The organism is Variovorax sp. PMC12, assembly GCF_003019815.1.
Taxonomy (GTDB): Bacteria; Pseudomonadota; Gammaproteobacteria; order Burkholderiales; family Burkholderiaceae_C; genus Variovorax.
Map to the genome: position 1 here is coordinate 1,137,808 of NZ_CP027773.1, position 14,688 is coordinate 1,152,495.

The 14,688-nt window shown below is 70.7% G+C and carries 15 protein-coding genes; 10 read left to right on the forward strand and 5 right to left on the reverse strand.

Annotated elements, in window-relative coordinates:
- Positions 1 to 3: 3 nt before the first annotated feature.
- From C4F17_RS05170 to C4F17_RS05190, 5 genes are read left to right on the forward strand one after another with little or no spacing between them, the layout of a single operon-like run.
- Positions 4 to 1,257 (forward strand): lipopolysaccharide biosynthesis protein, encoded by a 1,254-nt coding sequence (locus tag C4F17_RS05170; protein ID WP_106934513.1) that lies wholly within the window; start codon positions 4 to 6, stop codon positions 1,255 to 1,257.
- Positions 1,254 to 2,486, forward strand: coding sequence for a glycosyltransferase WbuB (locus C4F17_RS05175; protein ID WP_106934514.1), 1,233 nt, complete (start codon positions 1,254 to 1,256; stop codon positions 2,484 to 2,486). The genes C4F17_RS05170 and C4F17_RS05175 overlap by 4 nt, the downstream gene beginning before the upstream one ends.
- 32 nt (positions 2,487 to 2,518) lie before the next feature.
- Positions 2,519 to 3,628 (forward strand): UDP-glucose 4-epimerase GalE, encoded by a 1,110-nt coding sequence (gene galE, locus C4F17_RS05180; RefSeq protein ID WP_106934515.1) that lies wholly within the window; start codon positions 2,519 to 2,521, stop codon positions 3,626 to 3,628.
- Positions 3,621 to 4,400 (forward strand): response regulator transcription factor, encoded by a 780-nt coding sequence (locus C4F17_RS05185; RefSeq protein ID WP_081271558.1) that lies wholly within the window; start codon positions 3,621 to 3,623, stop codon positions 4,398 to 4,400. The genes galE and C4F17_RS05185 overlap by 8 nt, the downstream gene beginning before the upstream one ends.
- Before the next feature lie 28 nt (positions 4,401 to 4,428).
- Positions 4,429 to 5,934 (forward strand): mannose-1-phosphate guanylyltransferase/mannose-6-phosphate isomerase, encoded by a 1,506-nt coding sequence (locus C4F17_RS05190; RefSeq protein WP_106934516.1) that lies wholly within the window; start codon positions 4,429 to 4,431, stop codon positions 5,932 to 5,934.
- A 3-nt stretch (positions 5,935 to 5,937) separates the two neighbouring features.
- Here C4F17_RS05190 and C4F17_RS05195 read toward each other — a convergent pair whose 3' ends face one another.
- Together C4F17_RS05195 and C4F17_RS05200 are read right to left on the reverse strand one after the other, a co-directional pair.
- Entirely contained in the window at positions 5,938 to 7,071 is a 1,134-nt protein-coding gene (locus C4F17_RS05195; protein WP_106934517.1) for a DSD1 family PLP-dependent enzyme, read from the reverse strand.
- A 2-nt stretch (positions 7,072 to 7,073) separates the two neighbouring features.
- A complete protein-coding gene (locus C4F17_RS05200; RefSeq protein ID WP_106934518.1) occupies positions 7,074 to 7,733 on the reverse strand; it encodes an HAD family hydrolase in 660 nt (219 codons plus the stop codon).
- Between the two features lie 72 nt (positions 7,734 to 7,805).
- Between C4F17_RS05200 and C4F17_RS05205 the strand changes: the two genes are divergently transcribed.
- The 5 genes from C4F17_RS05205 to C4F17_RS05225 all read left to right on the forward strand — a co-directional run bounded on the left by C4F17_RS05205 (position 7,806) and on the right by C4F17_RS05225 (position 12,241).
- Positions 7,806 to 8,726: a LysR family transcriptional regulator gene (locus tag C4F17_RS05205; RefSeq protein ID WP_106934519.1), complete on the forward strand. Its 921-nt coding sequence runs from the start codon at positions 7,806 to 7,808 to the stop codon at positions 8,724 to 8,726.
- A 191-nt stretch (positions 8,727 to 8,917) separates the two neighbouring features.
- Positions 8,918 to 9,982: an ABC transporter permease gene (locus tag C4F17_RS05210; protein WP_106934520.1), complete on the forward strand. Its 1,065-nt coding sequence runs from the start codon at positions 8,918 to 8,920 to the stop codon at positions 9,980 to 9,982.
- Positions 9,976 to 10,797, forward strand: a complete 822-nt coding sequence (locus C4F17_RS05215) for an ABC transporter ATP-binding protein (RefSeq protein WP_106934521.1) — start codon at positions 9,976 to 9,978, stop codon at positions 10,795 to 10,797. Before C4F17_RS05210 ends, C4F17_RS05215 begins: the two co-directional genes overlap by 7 nt.
- A 1-nt stretch (position 10,798) precedes the next feature.
- Positions 10,799 to 11,962 (forward strand): c-type cytochrome, encoded by a 1,164-nt coding sequence (locus C4F17_RS05220; RefSeq protein ID WP_106934522.1) that lies wholly within the window; start codon positions 10,799 to 10,801, stop codon positions 11,960 to 11,962.
- A 72-nt stretch (positions 11,963 to 12,034) separates the two neighbouring features.
- Positions 12,035 to 12,241 carry a dodecin gene (locus tag C4F17_RS05225; RefSeq protein ID WP_106934523.1) on the forward strand — a complete coding sequence of 69 codons (207 nt, stop codon included), beginning with the start codon at positions 12,035 to 12,037 and terminating at the stop codon, positions 12,239 to 12,241.
- A gap of 3 nt (positions 12,242 to 12,244) precedes the next feature.
- Here the strand turns inward: C4F17_RS05225 and C4F17_RS05230 are convergent, their stop codons facing one another.
- The 3 genes from C4F17_RS05230 to C4F17_RS05240 are packed head-to-tail and all read right to left on the reverse strand — an operon-like array spanning position 12,245 to position 14,588.
- Positions 12,245 to 12,859, reverse strand: a complete 615-nt coding sequence (locus tag C4F17_RS05230; protein WP_199851915.1) for an alkylhydroperoxidase domain protein — start codon at positions 12,857 to 12,859, stop codon at positions 12,245 to 12,247.
- 8 nt (positions 12,860 to 12,867) lie between these two features.
- On the reverse strand, positions 12,868 to 13,530 hold the full coding sequence (locus tag C4F17_RS05235; protein WP_106934524.1) for a CMD domain protein: 663 nt from the start codon (positions 13,528 to 13,530) through the stop codon (positions 12,868 to 12,870).
- Positions 13,527 to 14,588, reverse strand: a complete 1,062-nt coding sequence (locus C4F17_RS05240) for a putative FMN-dependent luciferase-like monooxygenase (RefSeq protein ID WP_106934525.1) — start codon at positions 14,586 to 14,588, stop codon at positions 13,527 to 13,529. Before C4F17_RS05240 ends, C4F17_RS05235 begins: the two co-directional genes overlap by 4 nt.
- Positions 14,589 to 14,688 lie beyond the last annotated feature (100 nt).

A 14,688-nucleotide genomic window follows, 5' to 3' on the forward strand; every position in this document is an offset into this window, starting at 1 on the left:
CGCATGAAACCCTTCAGCCCTTCACTCGCATTGCCCGGCGCGCGCATGGCGCGCCTGCTCGGCCTGGGGGCGCTGGTCTCGCGGCTCTACGTCTATCTGTCGGGCTTCGTCGCCATCTTCCTGATGGCGGCCAACGTGTCGCCCGCGCGCTTCGGCGAATACTCGATCTACCAGTCGGTGCTGGAAGTGGCGCTGGTGGTCGGCACGCTGGGCAGCACGCTGCTGTTCTCGCGCAACGCGGCGGCCGTGCCGCCCGGCGTGACGCAGGGCGACGTGGTGCGCACGCTGGCCTTCGGGCTGCCGGTGGCCACGGCGCTGATCGTCGTCATCCTGGCGCTGCAGAGGCTGCCGGTGGCCGACGTGCCCTTCGTGCTGGTGGTGGTCACGCTGGCGGTGTTCTCGTTCAACTGCCTGCGCCTGGCCTACAGCCGCGGCCTCGGCCATGCGGGGCTGCTCAATCTCGAGGCCGGCATCCGCTCGACCATCCTGGTGCTGGGCGTGGGCATCTGCGCCGCGCTGGGCTTCGAGCTGGACGTGGCGCACCTGCTGCTCATCAACCTGTTCGCGTTCGTGGTGGTGTGCGCGGCCATCTGCATCCCGCCCGGCGGCGCGGCGCCGCCGCGGGGGCGGCACGCGCTCGAGCTCGCATCGCAGGCCAGCGCCACGGTGTATTCGCTGCTGACCTTCCTGCTGCGCAAGTCGGACCTGCTGATCGTGGCCTTCTTCATGCCGCTGAGCTACGTGGGCGCCTTCAAGCTCGCGTTCCTGCTGGCGGAGGCGCCGTCGCAGTTCGTGCAAGCCTTCCTGTTCACCAAGACGACGGCCATGATGGACGCCGACCCGGAAAAGCTCGCGGCCTCGAAGCTGCAGCTGGCACGGCATTCGTTCCTGCTGGGCTGCGCGCTGTTCGTCGGGCTGGCGGGGCTGATCACCGTGGCCGCGCCGCTGCTCAAGATGGGCGAGCAGGCGCGCACCATCTTCCTGTGCATTGCGCCGTATTTCCTGCTGCGCACCTACACCATCCATCACGAGATGGTGCTGTCGCTGAAGACCTCCATGGGCTCGCTCGGGCGCTGGGCGCTGCTTGAGGTGGCGCTGCGGCTGCTGTCCTACGGCGCGGTGATCCTGCTGTTCCCGGGCCGGCCGCACTACGTGTTCTTCATCGCCTGCCTGAGCGACTTCGCCTTGTACGAGACGCGCATGCGGCTGCAGTTCGGCTTCTTCCCCATCGTCCGTCTGTTGAGGCGGTCGCCATGAAGATCCTGCTGTACTCGATGAACTTCTCGCCCGAGCTCACCGGCATCGGCAAGTACTCGGGCGAGATGGCGCGCTGGCTGCATGCCAGGGGCCACGAGGTGCGCGTGATTGCCGCGCCACCGTTCTTTCCGCAGTGGTCGGTGTACCGCGGCTACTCGGCCTGGACCTACCGCAAGAGCGACTGGGCCGGCGTGACCGTCTGGCGCACGCCCCTGTGGGTGCCCGCGCGGCCGCGCGCGCTGGCGCGGCTCGGGCATCTGTTCTCCTTCATGCTGTCGAGCTTTCCGGTGCTGCTGGCGCAGTGGCGCTGGAAGCCGGACGTGGTGTTCGTGGTCGAGCCGCCGCTGTTCTGCGCGCCGTCGGCGCTGTTGTTCGCGCGGCTGCGGGGCATCAAGTCGTGGCTGCACATCCAGGACTACGAGGTCGATGCCGCCTTCGGCCTGGGCCACGTGCGCGGCGAACGCGCGCAGCGCTTCGCACGCTCGGCCGAGCGCTGGCTGATGAGCCGCTTCGACCGGGTATCGACCATCTCGGCCGCAATGATCGAGAAGGCCCGCGGCAAGGGCGTGGACGAGAGCCGCGTGGTGCTGTTTCCGAACTGGGTCGACGTGAAGGCCATCCACCCGTTGCCGCGCACGGTCGCGCCCTACGGCTACCGGCCCGCGCTCGGCATTCCCGACGACGCGGTGGTGGTGCTGTACGCGGGCAGCCTCGGCACCAAGCAGGGCATCGAGCTTCTGGCGGAGGCGGCGCGACTGCTGGTGTGCTCCGGCAGCATCCATTTCGTGTTCGCAGGCAGCGGGCCGAGCCGCGAGTCGCTGCACGCCGCCTGCGCCAGCCTGGCCAACGTGCATTTCCTGGAGCTGCAGCCGGCCGAGCGGCTCAACGAATTGCTGAGCATGGCCGACATCCACGTGCTGCCCCAGCGCGCCGACGCCGCCGACCTGGTCATGCCGTCGAAGCTGGGCGGCATGCTCGCCAGCGGCCGTGCCGTGGTCGTGACCGCGCACGCCGGCACCGAGCTGAGCAACGTGGTGAAGGGGCGCGGCATGGTGGTCGAGCCCGGCGACGCCGCCGCGCTGGCCGATGCCATCGAGCAACTCGCCATGTCGCCCGAACTGCGCGAGCAGATGGGTGCGGCCGGCCGCCGGTTCGCCGAGTCCGCGCTCGACGAGGACGCCATCCTGCAGCGCCTGGAGCAGGAACTGCTTCGCTGCGTCGCCGGCTGAGCCGACGCTGTCCACGCCAAGGAGCCCACACCATGCCCCGCGCCAAGATACTCGTGACCGGTGGTGCAGGCTTCATCGGCAGCCACACCTGCGTGGCGCTGATCGAGGCGGGCTACCAGCCGCTCGTGCTCGACACGCTGGTCAACAGCGACGCGCGTTCGCTGCAACGGGTGGGGTGCATCACCGGCCTGCAGCCGCTGCTGCTGCGCTGCGACGTACGCGACGGCGCTGCGCTGGACCGGGTGTTCGCCGAGCATGCGATCGAGGCGGTGGTGCACCTGGCGGGGCTGAAAGCGGTGGGCGAATCGGTGGCCGACCCGCTGGCGTACTACGACGTCAACCTGGCCGGCACGCTGGCACTGGTGCAGGCGATGGGCCGCGCCGGCGTGCGCACCCTGGTGTTCTCGTCGTCGGCCACGGTGTACGGCGACGCGCGGCACTCCCCCATACCGGAGAGCGCCCCGTATGCGGCGGTCAACCCCTACGGCCGCACCAAGGCCATGGTGGAAAACCTGCTGGCCGACCTCGCGCATGCCGATCCGCGCTGGGGCATTGCCTGCCTGCGCTATTTCAACCCGGTCGGCGCGCACGAAAGCGGCCTGCTCGGCGAGCGCCCGCACGGGCCGCCCGCCAACCTCATGCCCTACATCTCGCAGGTGGCTGCGGGCGAGCGCGAATATCTGCTGGTGCATGGCGCCGACTACGAAACCATCGACGGCACCGGCGTGCGCGACTACGTGCACGTGATGGACCTGGCCGAAGGCCATGTGGCGGCACTGCGCCACGCGGCGCGCGAGCCCGGCATCCTCATGACCAACCTGGGCACGGGCCGCGGCGCCTCGGTGCTGGAGGTGGTGTGCGCCTTCGAGCGCGCCAGCGGCCGGCGCATCGCGCTGCGCATCGGCCCGCGCCGGCCCGGCGACGCCCCCGCCTACTGGGCCGACGCACGCAACGCACAGGCCCGCCTGGGCTGGCGCGCGCGCCGCGACCTCGACCAGATGTGCGCGGACAGCTGGCGCTGGCAGGCCGCGAACCCGCACGGTTTCGACGACCCGGTGCCCCCGATGCAGCCGCCATGGCTGGGCGCCGCCGACCTGCAGATCTTTCACGCAACTTCCAACCTCGGACACTCCAATGCCTGACAACGCACACCGCTCCCCAGAAGAGCAGGCCGACGCCCGGAGCGGATATCCGCCGGGCGGCGTCTGCCCTCCCACCCAGCCGCTGTGGCCGGGCTTCCTGACCGGGCAGGAAGGCGCGCCGGTGCGCGTGCTGCTCGTGGACGACGACAGCTTCATGCGCCGGGTGATCGCGCAGGAACTGCTGTCGGACCTGCGAATACAGCTCGAGGGCCAGGGCGGCAGCCTGCGCGACGGCCGCCGGCTGCTGGCCACGCACGAGTTCGACGTGCTCATGGTCGACCTGCGGCTGGGCGACGGCACCGGCTTCGAACTGATCCGCGAGGCCAGCAAGCAGCATCCCGGCTGCGAAATCATCGTGATCTCCGCGCTGGAAGACGAGACGCACGTGATGCATGCCTTCGAACTGGGCGCGACCGGCTACCTGCTGAAGGACGCCTGGCTGCAGAGCTTCGCGCAGGCGGTGCTGCAGGTGGTGAACGGCGGCGCGGCCATCACGCCGCGGCTCGCGCGGCGCCTGCTCTCGCGCCTGAGCGCGCGGCCCGGCAGCCCGCCGCCGGCCGGCGACCCGCCCACGCGAGAGGCCACGCTGACCACGCGCGAGTGCGAGATCCTGCGCTGCGTGGCGCGCGGCCAGGTCACCGAGGAGATCGGCGTGCAGCTGGGCATCTCGGGCCAGACGGTCAACGCGCACATCAAGAACATCTACAAGAAATTGCACGTGCACTCGCGTGCGCAGGCCGTGAGCTACGCGGCTTACTCCGGGCTCATCTGAGCCGGCAACCAAACCATATCGCGCCATCATGAATACCACCTCCACCATCCATCCCGTGGTCCTGTGCGGCGGCAGCGGCACCCGCCTGTGGCCGCTTTCGCGCAAGGCGCTGCCCAAGCAGTTCGCGCCGCTGCTCGGCGGCAAGAGCCTGCTGCACCTCACGCTGGAGCGGCTGTCGGGGCTCAGCCGCGACATCACCTGCATCGCGTCGGAAGACCATCGCTTCCTGGTGAAGGAAACGGTCGAGAGCGCGGGCGTCACGGGCCGGCAGATCCTGGAGCCGGTGGCGCGCAACACGGCCGCGGCCATGGCTTGCGCGGCACTGCTGGCGGAGCCCGGCGACCTGCTGCTGTTCGCGCCGGCCGACCACCACATACCCGACGCGGCGCTGTTCGCGCAGACCGTGCGCGAGGGCGTTCCGGCGGCGCTGGCCGGGCAGATCGTCACCTTCGGCGTGGCGCCCAGCTTTCCCAGCACCGCCTATGGCTACATAGAGGCAGGAACGGAATCGGCCGACGGCCGCAGCCGGGCCGTGGTGCGCTTCGTCGAGAAGCCGACGGCGAGCGTGGCAGAGACGCTGATCCTGCACGGCGGCTATTTCTGGAACGCCGGCATCTTCCTGGTTAGCGCCGGCACGCTGCTCGCCGCGCTGCGCGCGCATGCGCCCGACATACTGCGCGCCTGCGAGCGTGCCGCGGCCGCGGTGTCGGTCGACGGCAGCTTCCTGCGGCTGGAGCCGGAGGCCTTCTCGGCCTGCCGCGCCGACAGCATCGACTACGCGGTGCTCGAGAAGCACAACGACATCGCGGTGGTGAAGTTCGACGGCGGCTGGAGCGACGTCGGCAGCTGGAACGCGGTGGCCAGCCTGCAGATGCCCGATGGCGACGGCAACCGGCTGAGCGGCAAGGCGAGCGCGCTGAACGCGCGCAACACCTTCATCCATGCGCCGCACCGGCCGGTGGTGGCGCTGGGCACCGACGGACTGATCATCGTGGACACGCCCGACGCCGTGCTGGTGGCTGGCGCGGGCTGCGCCGAACAGGTGGCGGACGTGGTGCGCAAGCTCGCGCTCGAAGGCTGCGCCGAGGCCACCGACCACCGCCGCGTGGTGCGGCCCTGGGGCGCCTACGACAGCGTCGACATGGGCGAGCGCTTCCAGGTGAAGCGGCTCACCGTGAAGCCGGGCGCCAAGCTGTCGCTGCAGATGCACCACCACCGCGCCGAGCACTGGATCGTGGTGAAGGGCACGGCCCGCGCCACCTGCAACGGCGAAGTGACGCTGGTGCGCGAGAACGAGTCGATCTACCTGCCCTCGGGCGCCATCCACCGGCTGGAGAACCCGGGCAAGACCATGCTAGAGGTGATCGAGGTGCAGACCGGCGGCTACCTGGGCGAAGACGACATCGTGCGCTTCGACGACACCTACGGGCGCTGCGAGCCGGTGCACACGCTGGCCGACGCGGCGGTGGCGCCGACGGTGTCGTCGGCGGGCTCGGGCGCGGCCGCGGTGCTGCACGCGCCCGTGAACCACTGAGCATCACCAGCCGTGGAAACGCCCCCAGGGCTGCAGGGTTCCGTCTTCCGATAGCGCCTGGTATTGCGGAAACTGCGCCCCGGTCGCGCAGGCGTGGTTCGGCAGGATGCGCAGCCGCGTGCCGATGGGAAAGCGCGCGGCAATGCCGGCGTCGGGCTCGCCCTGGCGCGACAGGATGCCGTGCTCCTGGTTCGCGCCGCCGAGCACGTAGCCGTCCAGCACCCGGCCGTTCAGGTCGCAAGCCTGGCCGAAGCCGAAGTCCTGTTTCTGCTTCTGCGTGCCCCGGTCGCGGCTCATGGCCATCCAGCCCGCATCGAGGATGGCCCAGCCTTTTTCGGGCTGGTGGCCGATCACCGTGGTGAGCACGCTCAACGCGATGTCTTCCTCGCTGCACACGCCGACGTTGCGCATCACCAGGTCGAAGAACACATAGACGCCGGCCCGCACCTCGGTCACGCCGTCGAGCGTCTGCGCCATCAGCGCGGTGGGCGTGGAGCCCACGCTGACCACCGGGCACGGCAGCCCCGCGTCGCGCAGCCGCTGCGCCGCGCGGGCGCAGCCCGCGCGCTCCTGCTCGGCCACGGCGCGCAGCGCCTGCGGCGTGTCGAAGTCGTAGCTGGAGCCGGCATGCGTCATCACGCCGCCCAGGCGCATGCCGCCGTCGTGCAGCACGCGGGCCACCTCCAGCAAACGGTCTTCTTCCGGCCGGATGCCCGAGCGGTGCCCGTCGGTGTCGACCTCGATCAGCACGTCGAAGGCCTCGCCATTGGCACGGCCGAAATCCGCGATGGCCCGTGCCGACTCGATGCCGTCCGTGATGATGCCCAGCGCGCAGCCGCGCCGGCGCAGTTCCAGCGCATGCGGCAGCCGGTGCGGTGCCATGCCCACGGCATAGAGGATGTCGCTGAAGCCGGCGGCGAAGAACTGCTCGGCCTCCTTCAGCGTCGACACCGTGATGCCGCGCGCGCCCGCCGCCTGCTGCGCCTTCGCCACCTCGATGCACTTGGTGGTCTTGACGTGCGGCCGGAAGCGCACGCCGAGCGCGTCCATGCGCTGCTGCATGCGCGCGATGTTCTGCCGCATGCGGGACTGTTCGACGACGGCAGCGGGGGTGTCGATGGTGTGGAGCGTGTCCATGGTCATGCCTTGTTCGTGAAGGATTGCAGCCACTGCAGCGCGGGCGCGAGCGTCGGGCCCTGCAGTTCCGGTGCCGGCGCGCCCTGCGGCAGCGCCAGCCCCACGCGGTTGTGCCAGTAGGTGCGCAGCCCGACCGCCGAAGTGCCGAACATGTCGTAGCCCGAGCCGGCGACGAAGGCCGTCTCTTGAGGTGTCACGCCCATGTGCTCGAGCGCCATGCGGTACGGGCGCGGATCTGGTTTGTAGAAGCCGGCCTCTTCCGATGTGACGACGGCATCCCACTCGATGCCCAGCAGCGCCGCCGCGCGGTGGCCCAGCCGGCGCGAGCAATTGGTGGCCACGCCCAGCTTGCAGTGCGGTTTCAGCGCCTGCAGCAGCTCGCGCGCGCCGTCCCAGGCGGGCAGCGTGTCCCATTGCGCTTCCAGCGCGTCGGGCGCGGTGCCGGCCATGCCGGTGTTGCGCGCCGCGTCTTTCACCAGTTGCTCGTAAGGCACGTAGGCGCCGCAGCCGTAGGTGAGGCGCAGGTACTCGGCGCGCCATGCGCGCCCCTTCTCTTCCGAGCCGGCCGCGGCGTTCCAGACGGTCCAGGAATCGAGCAGCGCGGTGAGCAGGTCGAACAGCACGGCGCGGGGGTAGCGCGGCGGGGCGATGGGTGTTTGCATGGCCACGGACTGTACGTTCGAAGGCTGCTGCTGTGCTTCAATGCAGGCTCATCAATCGTTAAGCGCAATTTAATGATCCAGATCGAGGACATGCAGCTCGCCGCCGCCCTGCTGCGCGAACCGTCGTTGAGCGCCGCGGCCCGCGCGCTCGACGTCACGCCGCCCGCGCTGTCGATGCGGCTGCGCAAGCTGGAAGCCACGCTCGGCCTCTCCCTGGCCAGCCGCACCGCGCGCCGCCTGAGCCTCACGCCCGAGGGCGAGCGCTTCGCGCGCGAGGCCGCCGCGCTGCTCGGCCAGATCGAGGCCCTGCGCGAATCGATGCAGCGCGACGACCAACGGCTCACGGGCACGCTGCGCATCGCCGCGCCCTTCGGCTACGGCCGCCAGTACGTGGCGCCGATGCTGGCGCGCTTCGCCCGGCTGCATCCGGGCCTGCGGGTGCAGCTCGACCTGCGCGAGACCCCGTGGCCCGACCGGCACGATGCCGACGCGGTGATCCACATCGGCACGGTGCGCGATTCGTCCTGGGTGGCGCGCACGCTCAGCGCCAACGAACGCTGGCTGTGCGCCAGCCCCGCCTACCTGCGCCGGCACGGCGAGCCGCGCACGCCGCGCGACGTGCTCACGCATGCCTGCATCTGCATCCGCGAGAACGACGAAGACGTCACGCTGTGGCATGTGCGACCGGCCTCCGATGCCGCCGAAGGAAAACGCGCCGCCGCCCGCGAAACCCTGCGCGTGTCGCCGGCCTACGTGACCAACGACGGCGGCGTGGCCCGGCAATGGGCCGAACAGGGCATGGGCCTGGTGCTGCGCTCCGAATGGGATGCGGCCGACGCAGTGGCGCGCGGCACGCTGGTGCGCGTGCTGCCCGGCTGGCACTTCGACAGTGCGCCGGTCACGCTGCTGGTACCCACCCGAAAGGGGCGTACGGCGCGGGTGGCGGCCATCGTCGATTTCCTGGTGGAGAGCTTCGGCGACGACCAGCGCTGAAGGCGGCTTCTCTCTTCTGCGCATATCCATAGCCGCATTCATTCGTTGGCAGCGCGCGCCCCGCGCGCAAACACTCGGCGCTTCGAATTTTTTGGTGGAGAAGCTCCGATGACTGTTCCTCTCGATTCATTGCCGCCCTCGCGCTGCGGCGTGCTGCAGGCCGGCGCCGCAACCGCCAAGAACGGGCTCGCATGACCACGGCAGAACAGTTCCTCGAAGCGCCGCGCCTGCCGCGCGCACCGGCCGCCCCCGTCACCACGACCGCACAGGCCGCTCCGTCCCAAGCCGCCGCGGCGCCTTCCGGCCCCTGGGCGACCGGCCTGCTGGCCGCCGCCGCCTGGGTCGCGCTGGGCCTGCTCACGCTGCTGTGGCCCAACAAGGAAGCGGGCTTCACCGACTGGGCCTTCACCCGCGAGTTCGGCGTCGCCGCGCTCGTCGTGGCCGCGCTGCTGCTTGCCATCTCGGTGCTCGGCGCGCGCGCGGGCCAGGTGGCACGGGCGTTGCGGCCCGCCGGCCAATGGCTGGTCGCGCTGGCCGTGGTGCTCGCGCTGTGGGAAACCTTCACCGCCAAGCTCGGCCTGCTGCCCTCGCCTTTCTTCGCGCCGCCGCAGAGCCTGATCGACGTGGTGCACGAAGACTGGCAGCGGCTGGGCCTGTCGACCGCGTATTCGCTGCGGCTGCTGGCCAACGGCTTCGTGCTTGGCGCGCTGGTCGGCTTCGGCACCGGCGTGGCGGTCGGCTGGTCGCGCATCGCGGGGTACTGGGTGCATCCGCTGCTGCGCTTCCTGGGGCCGGTGCCGGCATCGGCGCTGCTGCCGCTGGCGTTCTTCTTCGCGCCTTCGAGCTATTCGGCGGCCGTGTTCCTGGTCGGCCTGGCGACCTTCTTTCCGGTGGCGGTGCTCACCTGGTCGGGCGTGGCCTCGGTCGGCAAGAGCTACTACGACGTGGCGCGCACGCTGGGCGCGTCGGAACGCTTCCTAGTGCTGCGCGTGGCGATTCCGGCGGCCCTGCCGCAGGTGTTCGTCGGGCTTTTCATGGGGCTGGGCGCCTCTTTCTCGGTGCTGATCACCGCCGAGATGATGGGCGTGAAAGCCGGCCTGGGCTGGTATCTGCAATGGGCGCAAGGCTGGGCCGCCTACGCCAACATGTACGCGGCGCTGTTCGTCATGGCGGTGCTGTGCTCGGGCCTGATCACGCTGCTGTTCAAGGTGCGCGACCGCGTGCTGTCGTGGCAGAAAGGAACCGTCAAATGGTGAGCACGCTGACCTCGCCCTCGCCCTCGCCCTCGCCCTCAGCCTCGCAGGCCGCCGCCGCGGGCGGCGCGCACATCGGCATCCAGGGCGTGAGCCACTGGTTCGAGGTGTCGGGCGGCGTGCTGCAGGTGCTCGACGGCATCGACCTGCAGGTGCGGCCCGGTGAATTCGTCGCGCTGCTGGGCCCCAGCGGCTGCGGCAAGTCGACGCTGCTGCGGCTGGTGGCCGGGCTGGAGCCCGCCACCACGGGCAGCATCACGCAGGACGGCGCGCCGATCACGCGGCCCGACCCGTCGCGCATCGTCGTGTTCCAGGACCCCACGCTCTACCCCTGGCGCAGCGTGTGGGACAACGTGGCGCTCGGCCTGCAGGCGCGCGGCGTGCTGAAGGCGCAACGCGGCCGCGTCGACGAGGCGCTCAAGCTCGTGGGCCTGACAGACTTTGCCAAGGCATTCCCGCACCAGCTTTCAGGCGGCATGGCGCAGCGCGTGGCGCTGGCCCGCGCGCTGGTCAACGACCCGCAACTGCTGGTGCTCGACGAACCGCTGGGCAAGCTCGACTCGCTCACGCGCATCGCGATGCAGAGCGAGCTGGTCAACCTGTGGCAGCGCGCCGGTTTCTCGGCGCTGCTGGTGACGCACGACGTGGAAGAGGCGCTGTTCCTGGCCAACCGCGTGATCGTGCTGAGCGACCGGCCCGCACGCATCGCGGCGGAGCTGGTGGTCGACCTGCCCTACCCGCGCCACCGCGGCGATCCGCGGCTGGCCGAGCTGCGGCACGAGGCGCTCAAGCACCTGGGACTCGACGCCACGTGGTGACATGAACGCATCCCCCGAGGCCGGCTGGCTCAACCTGCTGATCGGCCTGCTCCAGGGCGCGCAACTGCAGTTGCTTCGCCTGCTGGACGCGCTGGGCCTCGTGGCGCAGGTCCACGGCCAGCCCGCGTGGCCGTGGGCGCACCGGCTGTCCGGAGAGAACCTGCTGATCGACCTCGGGCAGGCGCGCAGGCTCGGGCTCACCGTGGTCGTGCTCGCGGCGGCGTTGCTGCTGCTGGTGCTCGCGCTGCTGTGGCGGCGCCGGCGCATCTGGCTGCTGGCCGCGACCACGCTGCTGTTGGTGGCGGCTCCGTGGCCCGATGCCAACGTGGTGCTGGTGCCGGCGTATCCGACCAGCTTCCAGCGCTCGCCCACCGGTTTTACGGCCGACAGCATTGAGCGCGGGCGCGTGCTCTTCGCGGCGCAATGCGTGGCATGCCACGGCGCCGACGGCCTGGGCCAGGGCCCGCTGGCCGCCGTGCAACCCGTATGGCCGCCCAACCTGGCCGGACCGCTGCTGTGGCGGCGCGCCGATGGCGACGTGCTCTGGCATGTGCTGCACGGCATGCGCGACCGGCGCGGCTCGCCCACCATGCCTGCCTTCGGCGGCAGGCTCGACGACGACGACGCCTGGGCGCTCATCGATTTCATGAAGGCCCAGGGCGCGGGCCAGAGCCTGCGCGCAGCCGGCCTTTGGACGCAGCCGATCTCGCCGCCCGACGTGGCCGTGCAGTGCGCCGGCAAGCCGCCTCGCATGCTGAGCGGCTGGCGCGGCCAGCGGCTGCGGATCGTGGCGGCCGGCGGGCAAGCCCTGCAGGACGACCCGCGCCTCGTCACCGTGTTCCTGGCGAAAGACGGCGCCGCCGCGGCATCGCACGCGGGCGATTGCGTCGCCGAGTCGGCCACCGCATGGGATGCGTTCTCGCTCATCGCCGCCACGCCGCGGCTGGCAGGCACGCAGCTGATCGTCGACCGCGACGGCTGGCTGCGCGCGCGCGGCGAACCCGGCAAGGGCGCATGGAGCGATGACGACCTGCTGTGCCGCACCGATCAGCCCGCCCGCGCCGCGCCCGGCCCCATTCCGCTGCCGCCGGACGGCCTCGGCGCGCTCATCGCGCGCATGGACGCCGAGCCCGTGCGCTTCGTGAAAGGCGGATTCGTTCATTGAGCCGGGCCGCGGGACTACGATGGTCCTCGGCAAGCCTCACGCAACCTTCAGTCAACCAAGGAGAGAAACGCCATGTCCAACCATGTCTACAAGACCCTCGAACTGACCGGCTCGTCACCAACGAGCATCGAAGATGCGGTGCAGACCGCCATCGCCAAGGCGCACGAGACGGTGCGCAACATCCAGTGGTTCACAGTGACCGAGACGCGCGGCCACGTGGTCGACGGCAAGGTCGCGCACTGGCAGGTGACGCTGAAGATCGGCTTCACGCTGGAATAGCGTTCAGGCTGCTGTCTGCGCCTGCGGCTCGCCCAGCGACAGCATCAGCCGGTTGGCCCAGTTGAAGAAGGCCGCGCCGTGGATCACGTCGGCAATCGCCAGGTCGTCCAGCCCTTGCGCGCGCAGTTGGTCGATGTGTTCCACGCCGAAAGCCGACGGCGTGGACGACAGCGCCACGGAGGCCGCGACGATCGTGTTCCAGCGCTCGCCGAGTTCGGCGCCCACGCCTTCGTCGAGCAGCCGCTGCACGTCTTGCGTGCGGTGCGAGAAATGCGAGGCGAAGCGCGCATGCACCGACGCGCAGTAGATGCAGCCGTTGTAGCGCGAGGCCGCTGCCGCCGACAGCTCGCGCTCCGCGCGCGGCAAGCCGGCTTCGGGGTTGTAGAAGATGTCCTTGTCGGTGCGGGTGCGCGCGCCGAGGATGTCCGGGTCGCGCGCCAGCAGCCGGAAATAAGGCGACTTGGCGCGCGCCGCGTCCACCAGCCCGGCGAAGTGGCGCTCGGTCAGCTCGGCTTCGGGCAGCGGCTCCAGCCATGGCAGCCATTCGAGCTGCGCCTGGGTGAAGACGCTCGGGTGCGCGTTGCCGGGATGGGTCAGGGTCGATTCGGTGTTGCTCATGGCCGGGCTCAGTCGATGGAGGTTGCGGGACGTTGCGCCAGTGCCTGCAGGCCGGTGACGACCCGGATCTGGAACGCGAGGAATGCCACCAGCTGCGACAGCGTGACGATGCCGGTGCTGGTCCAGCCCGCATCCAGCAACGCCTGCAAGGCGGCCGGGCTGGCATCGCGCGGATGGAACACCAGCAAGTGCGCATGCGCGAGCGCGGCCGAGAGCCGTTCGCCCAGCAGTTCGCGGTGCGCATCGTTCACGGCATACGAGGGGCCGGCCTTGTCTTCCGCGCTCAGCGGGCCGGCCGGGTAGCTTCCGTATGGGCCTTGCGCGGCGCCGCGCTGCACCTCGGCCTCGATTGCATCGGCCACCCCCGCGCGGGCGCCCTGGCTGGCCAGTTCTTCCGCATAGAAGCGCGCCACGCCCGCATGGCCGTGCAGCCCTGCCACGAAGGCCGCGAGCGCGAAGCGGTCGGCGATGTCGAAATCGCCGGGCACCGGCGGTGTCGGCGCGAACAGCGAGAGATAGCTCTGCTGCGCATGGGTGCGGGCCTGCTCGCGCCCCCGGCGGATGCGGTCGAGATGCTGCCCCGGGGCGATGCCGACAAGACTGTCGATCACGTCGGGCACCTCGGGCGCACCGGAGTCGGAGGACAAAGGAGGAGAAGCAACGGCGTTCATGCGGTCTCGCGAAGCGTGGATGAAGAATGGATGCCCAGCGCCGGCGCGACCTTGGTCGCGATCAGCTCGATGGAGCGCAGGATGGCCGCATGCGGCGGATCGACCGGGTGCACTTGGCAGACCAGGTCGGTCACGCGGTCGAGCGTGCTGTCGGCGCGCAGCGAGGCGATCACGTCGTCGGGCGAGCCGACATGCACGTCGTAGGCGGCGATCAGTTCCTCGAGCGATGCGTCCGGCCCCGCGCGGTCCGCCAGGCCGGCCTGTCCCGAGGCGGCAAAGCGCGCGGCCGAGCGGCGCAGGCCGATCTCGGCCAGCCGCAGCGCCTCCTGGCGGCTATCGGCCACGAACACGCTGCGCGAGCCGACGATGCGCGGCGCCACGCCGGCCGGCAGCGCCGCCAGGTAGGCATCGACGATGGGGTTCTGCAGCCCGGCAAGCGGTGCGTCGGGCGCGTGGCCGGGGCGCGGCTGCGTGCGCGAGAGCATCAGGCCGTCGCCGGCCTGCCCCGCGCGGGCGCCGCCGCTCACCGAAAAGGTCGCTTGCCAGATGCGCCCCGGCAACTGCGCGCCCGGCGGGTACAGGGTGTCGCCGCCGGCCAGCGGCCGGCCCGCCCATGCGGCACGCACCGCGTCGAGCTGCCGCGCGAAGATGGCCGAGCGCTCGTTGCTGTCGAGCCCGAAGGCCGCAAAGGCTTCCGGCGTGCCGCCCGTGCCGACGCCCACTTCGAGCCGCCCGCCGGAGAGCAGGTCGAGCACGGCGGCGTCTTCGGCCACGCGCACCGCGTTTTCCAGCGGCAGCGTGACGATGCCGGTGCCCAGGCGGATGCGCTTGGTGCGCGAAGCCACGTAGGCCAGGAAGACCAGGGGCGACGGCAGTCCGCCTTCGTGTTCATGGAAATGGTGTTGCGCCACCCACGCGGAGTCGAAGCCGAGGGCTTCGGCATGCGCGATCTGCTCGGCGACGAGCCGGTAGCGCTCGGCGGCGGTGGTGTCGTCGAGCAGGCGGCTGAAGAAGCCCAGGCGCCGTGGGGCGGGAAATCCGGAAGAAAGGTCTGACAAGATTCGAAGCCGGCAGCGGGAAAGCCCGACATTGAGCCCGCGCAGCGCCCCGCCGGGAACGCCTGATTTCGAGTTTGCTTATGTGTTTTTCATCGATGCC

Coding starts and splice junctions, on each gene's coding strand:
- C4F17_RS05170 (WP_106934513.1), top strand. CDS start 4: ATGAAACCCTTCAGCCCTTCACTCGCATTGCCCGGCGCGCGCATGGCG.
- C4F17_RS05175 (WP_106934514.1), top strand. CDS start 1,254: ATGAAGATCCTGCTGTACTCGATGAACTTCTCGCCCGAGCTCACCGGC.
- galE (WP_106934515.1), top strand. CDS start 2,519: ATGCCCCGCGCCAAGATACTCGTGACCGGTGGTGCAGGCTTCATCGGC.
- C4F17_RS05185 (WP_081271558.1), top strand. CDS start 3,621: ATGCCTGACAACGCACACCGCTCCCCAGAAGAGCAGGCCGACGCCCGG.
- C4F17_RS05190 (WP_106934516.1), top strand. CDS start 4,429: ATGAATACCACCTCCACCATCCATCCCGTGGTCCTGTGCGGCGGCAGC.
- C4F17_RS05195 (WP_106934517.1), bottom strand. CDS start 7,071: ATGGACACGCTCCACACCATCGACACCCCCGCTGCCGTCGTCGAACAG.
- C4F17_RS05200 (WP_106934518.1), bottom strand. CDS start 7,733: ATGCAAACACCCATCGCCCCGCCGCGCTACCCCCGCGCCGTGCTGTTC.
- C4F17_RS05205 (WP_106934519.1), top strand. CDS start 7,806: ATGATCCAGATCGAGGACATGCAGCTCGCCGCCGCCCTGCTGCGCGAA.
- C4F17_RS05210 (WP_106934520.1), top strand. CDS start 8,918: ATGACCACGGCAGAACAGTTCCTCGAAGCGCCGCGCCTGCCGCGCGCA.
- C4F17_RS05215 (WP_106934521.1), top strand. CDS start 9,976: ATGGTGAGCACGCTGACCTCGCCCTCGCCCTCGCCCTCGCCCTCAGCC.
- C4F17_RS05220 (WP_106934522.1), top strand. CDS start 10,799: ATGAACGCATCCCCCGAGGCCGGCTGGCTCAACCTGCTGATCGGCCTG.
- C4F17_RS05225 (WP_106934523.1), top strand. CDS start 12,035: ATGTCCAACCATGTCTACAAGACCCTCGAACTGACCGGCTCGTCACCA.
- C4F17_RS05230 (WP_199851915.1), bottom strand. CDS start 12,859: ATGAGCAACACCGAATCGACCCTGACCCATCCCGGCAACGCGCACCCG.
- C4F17_RS05235 (WP_106934524.1), bottom strand. CDS start 13,530: ATGAACGCCGTTGCTTCTCCTCCTTTGTCCTCCGACTCCGGTGCGCCC.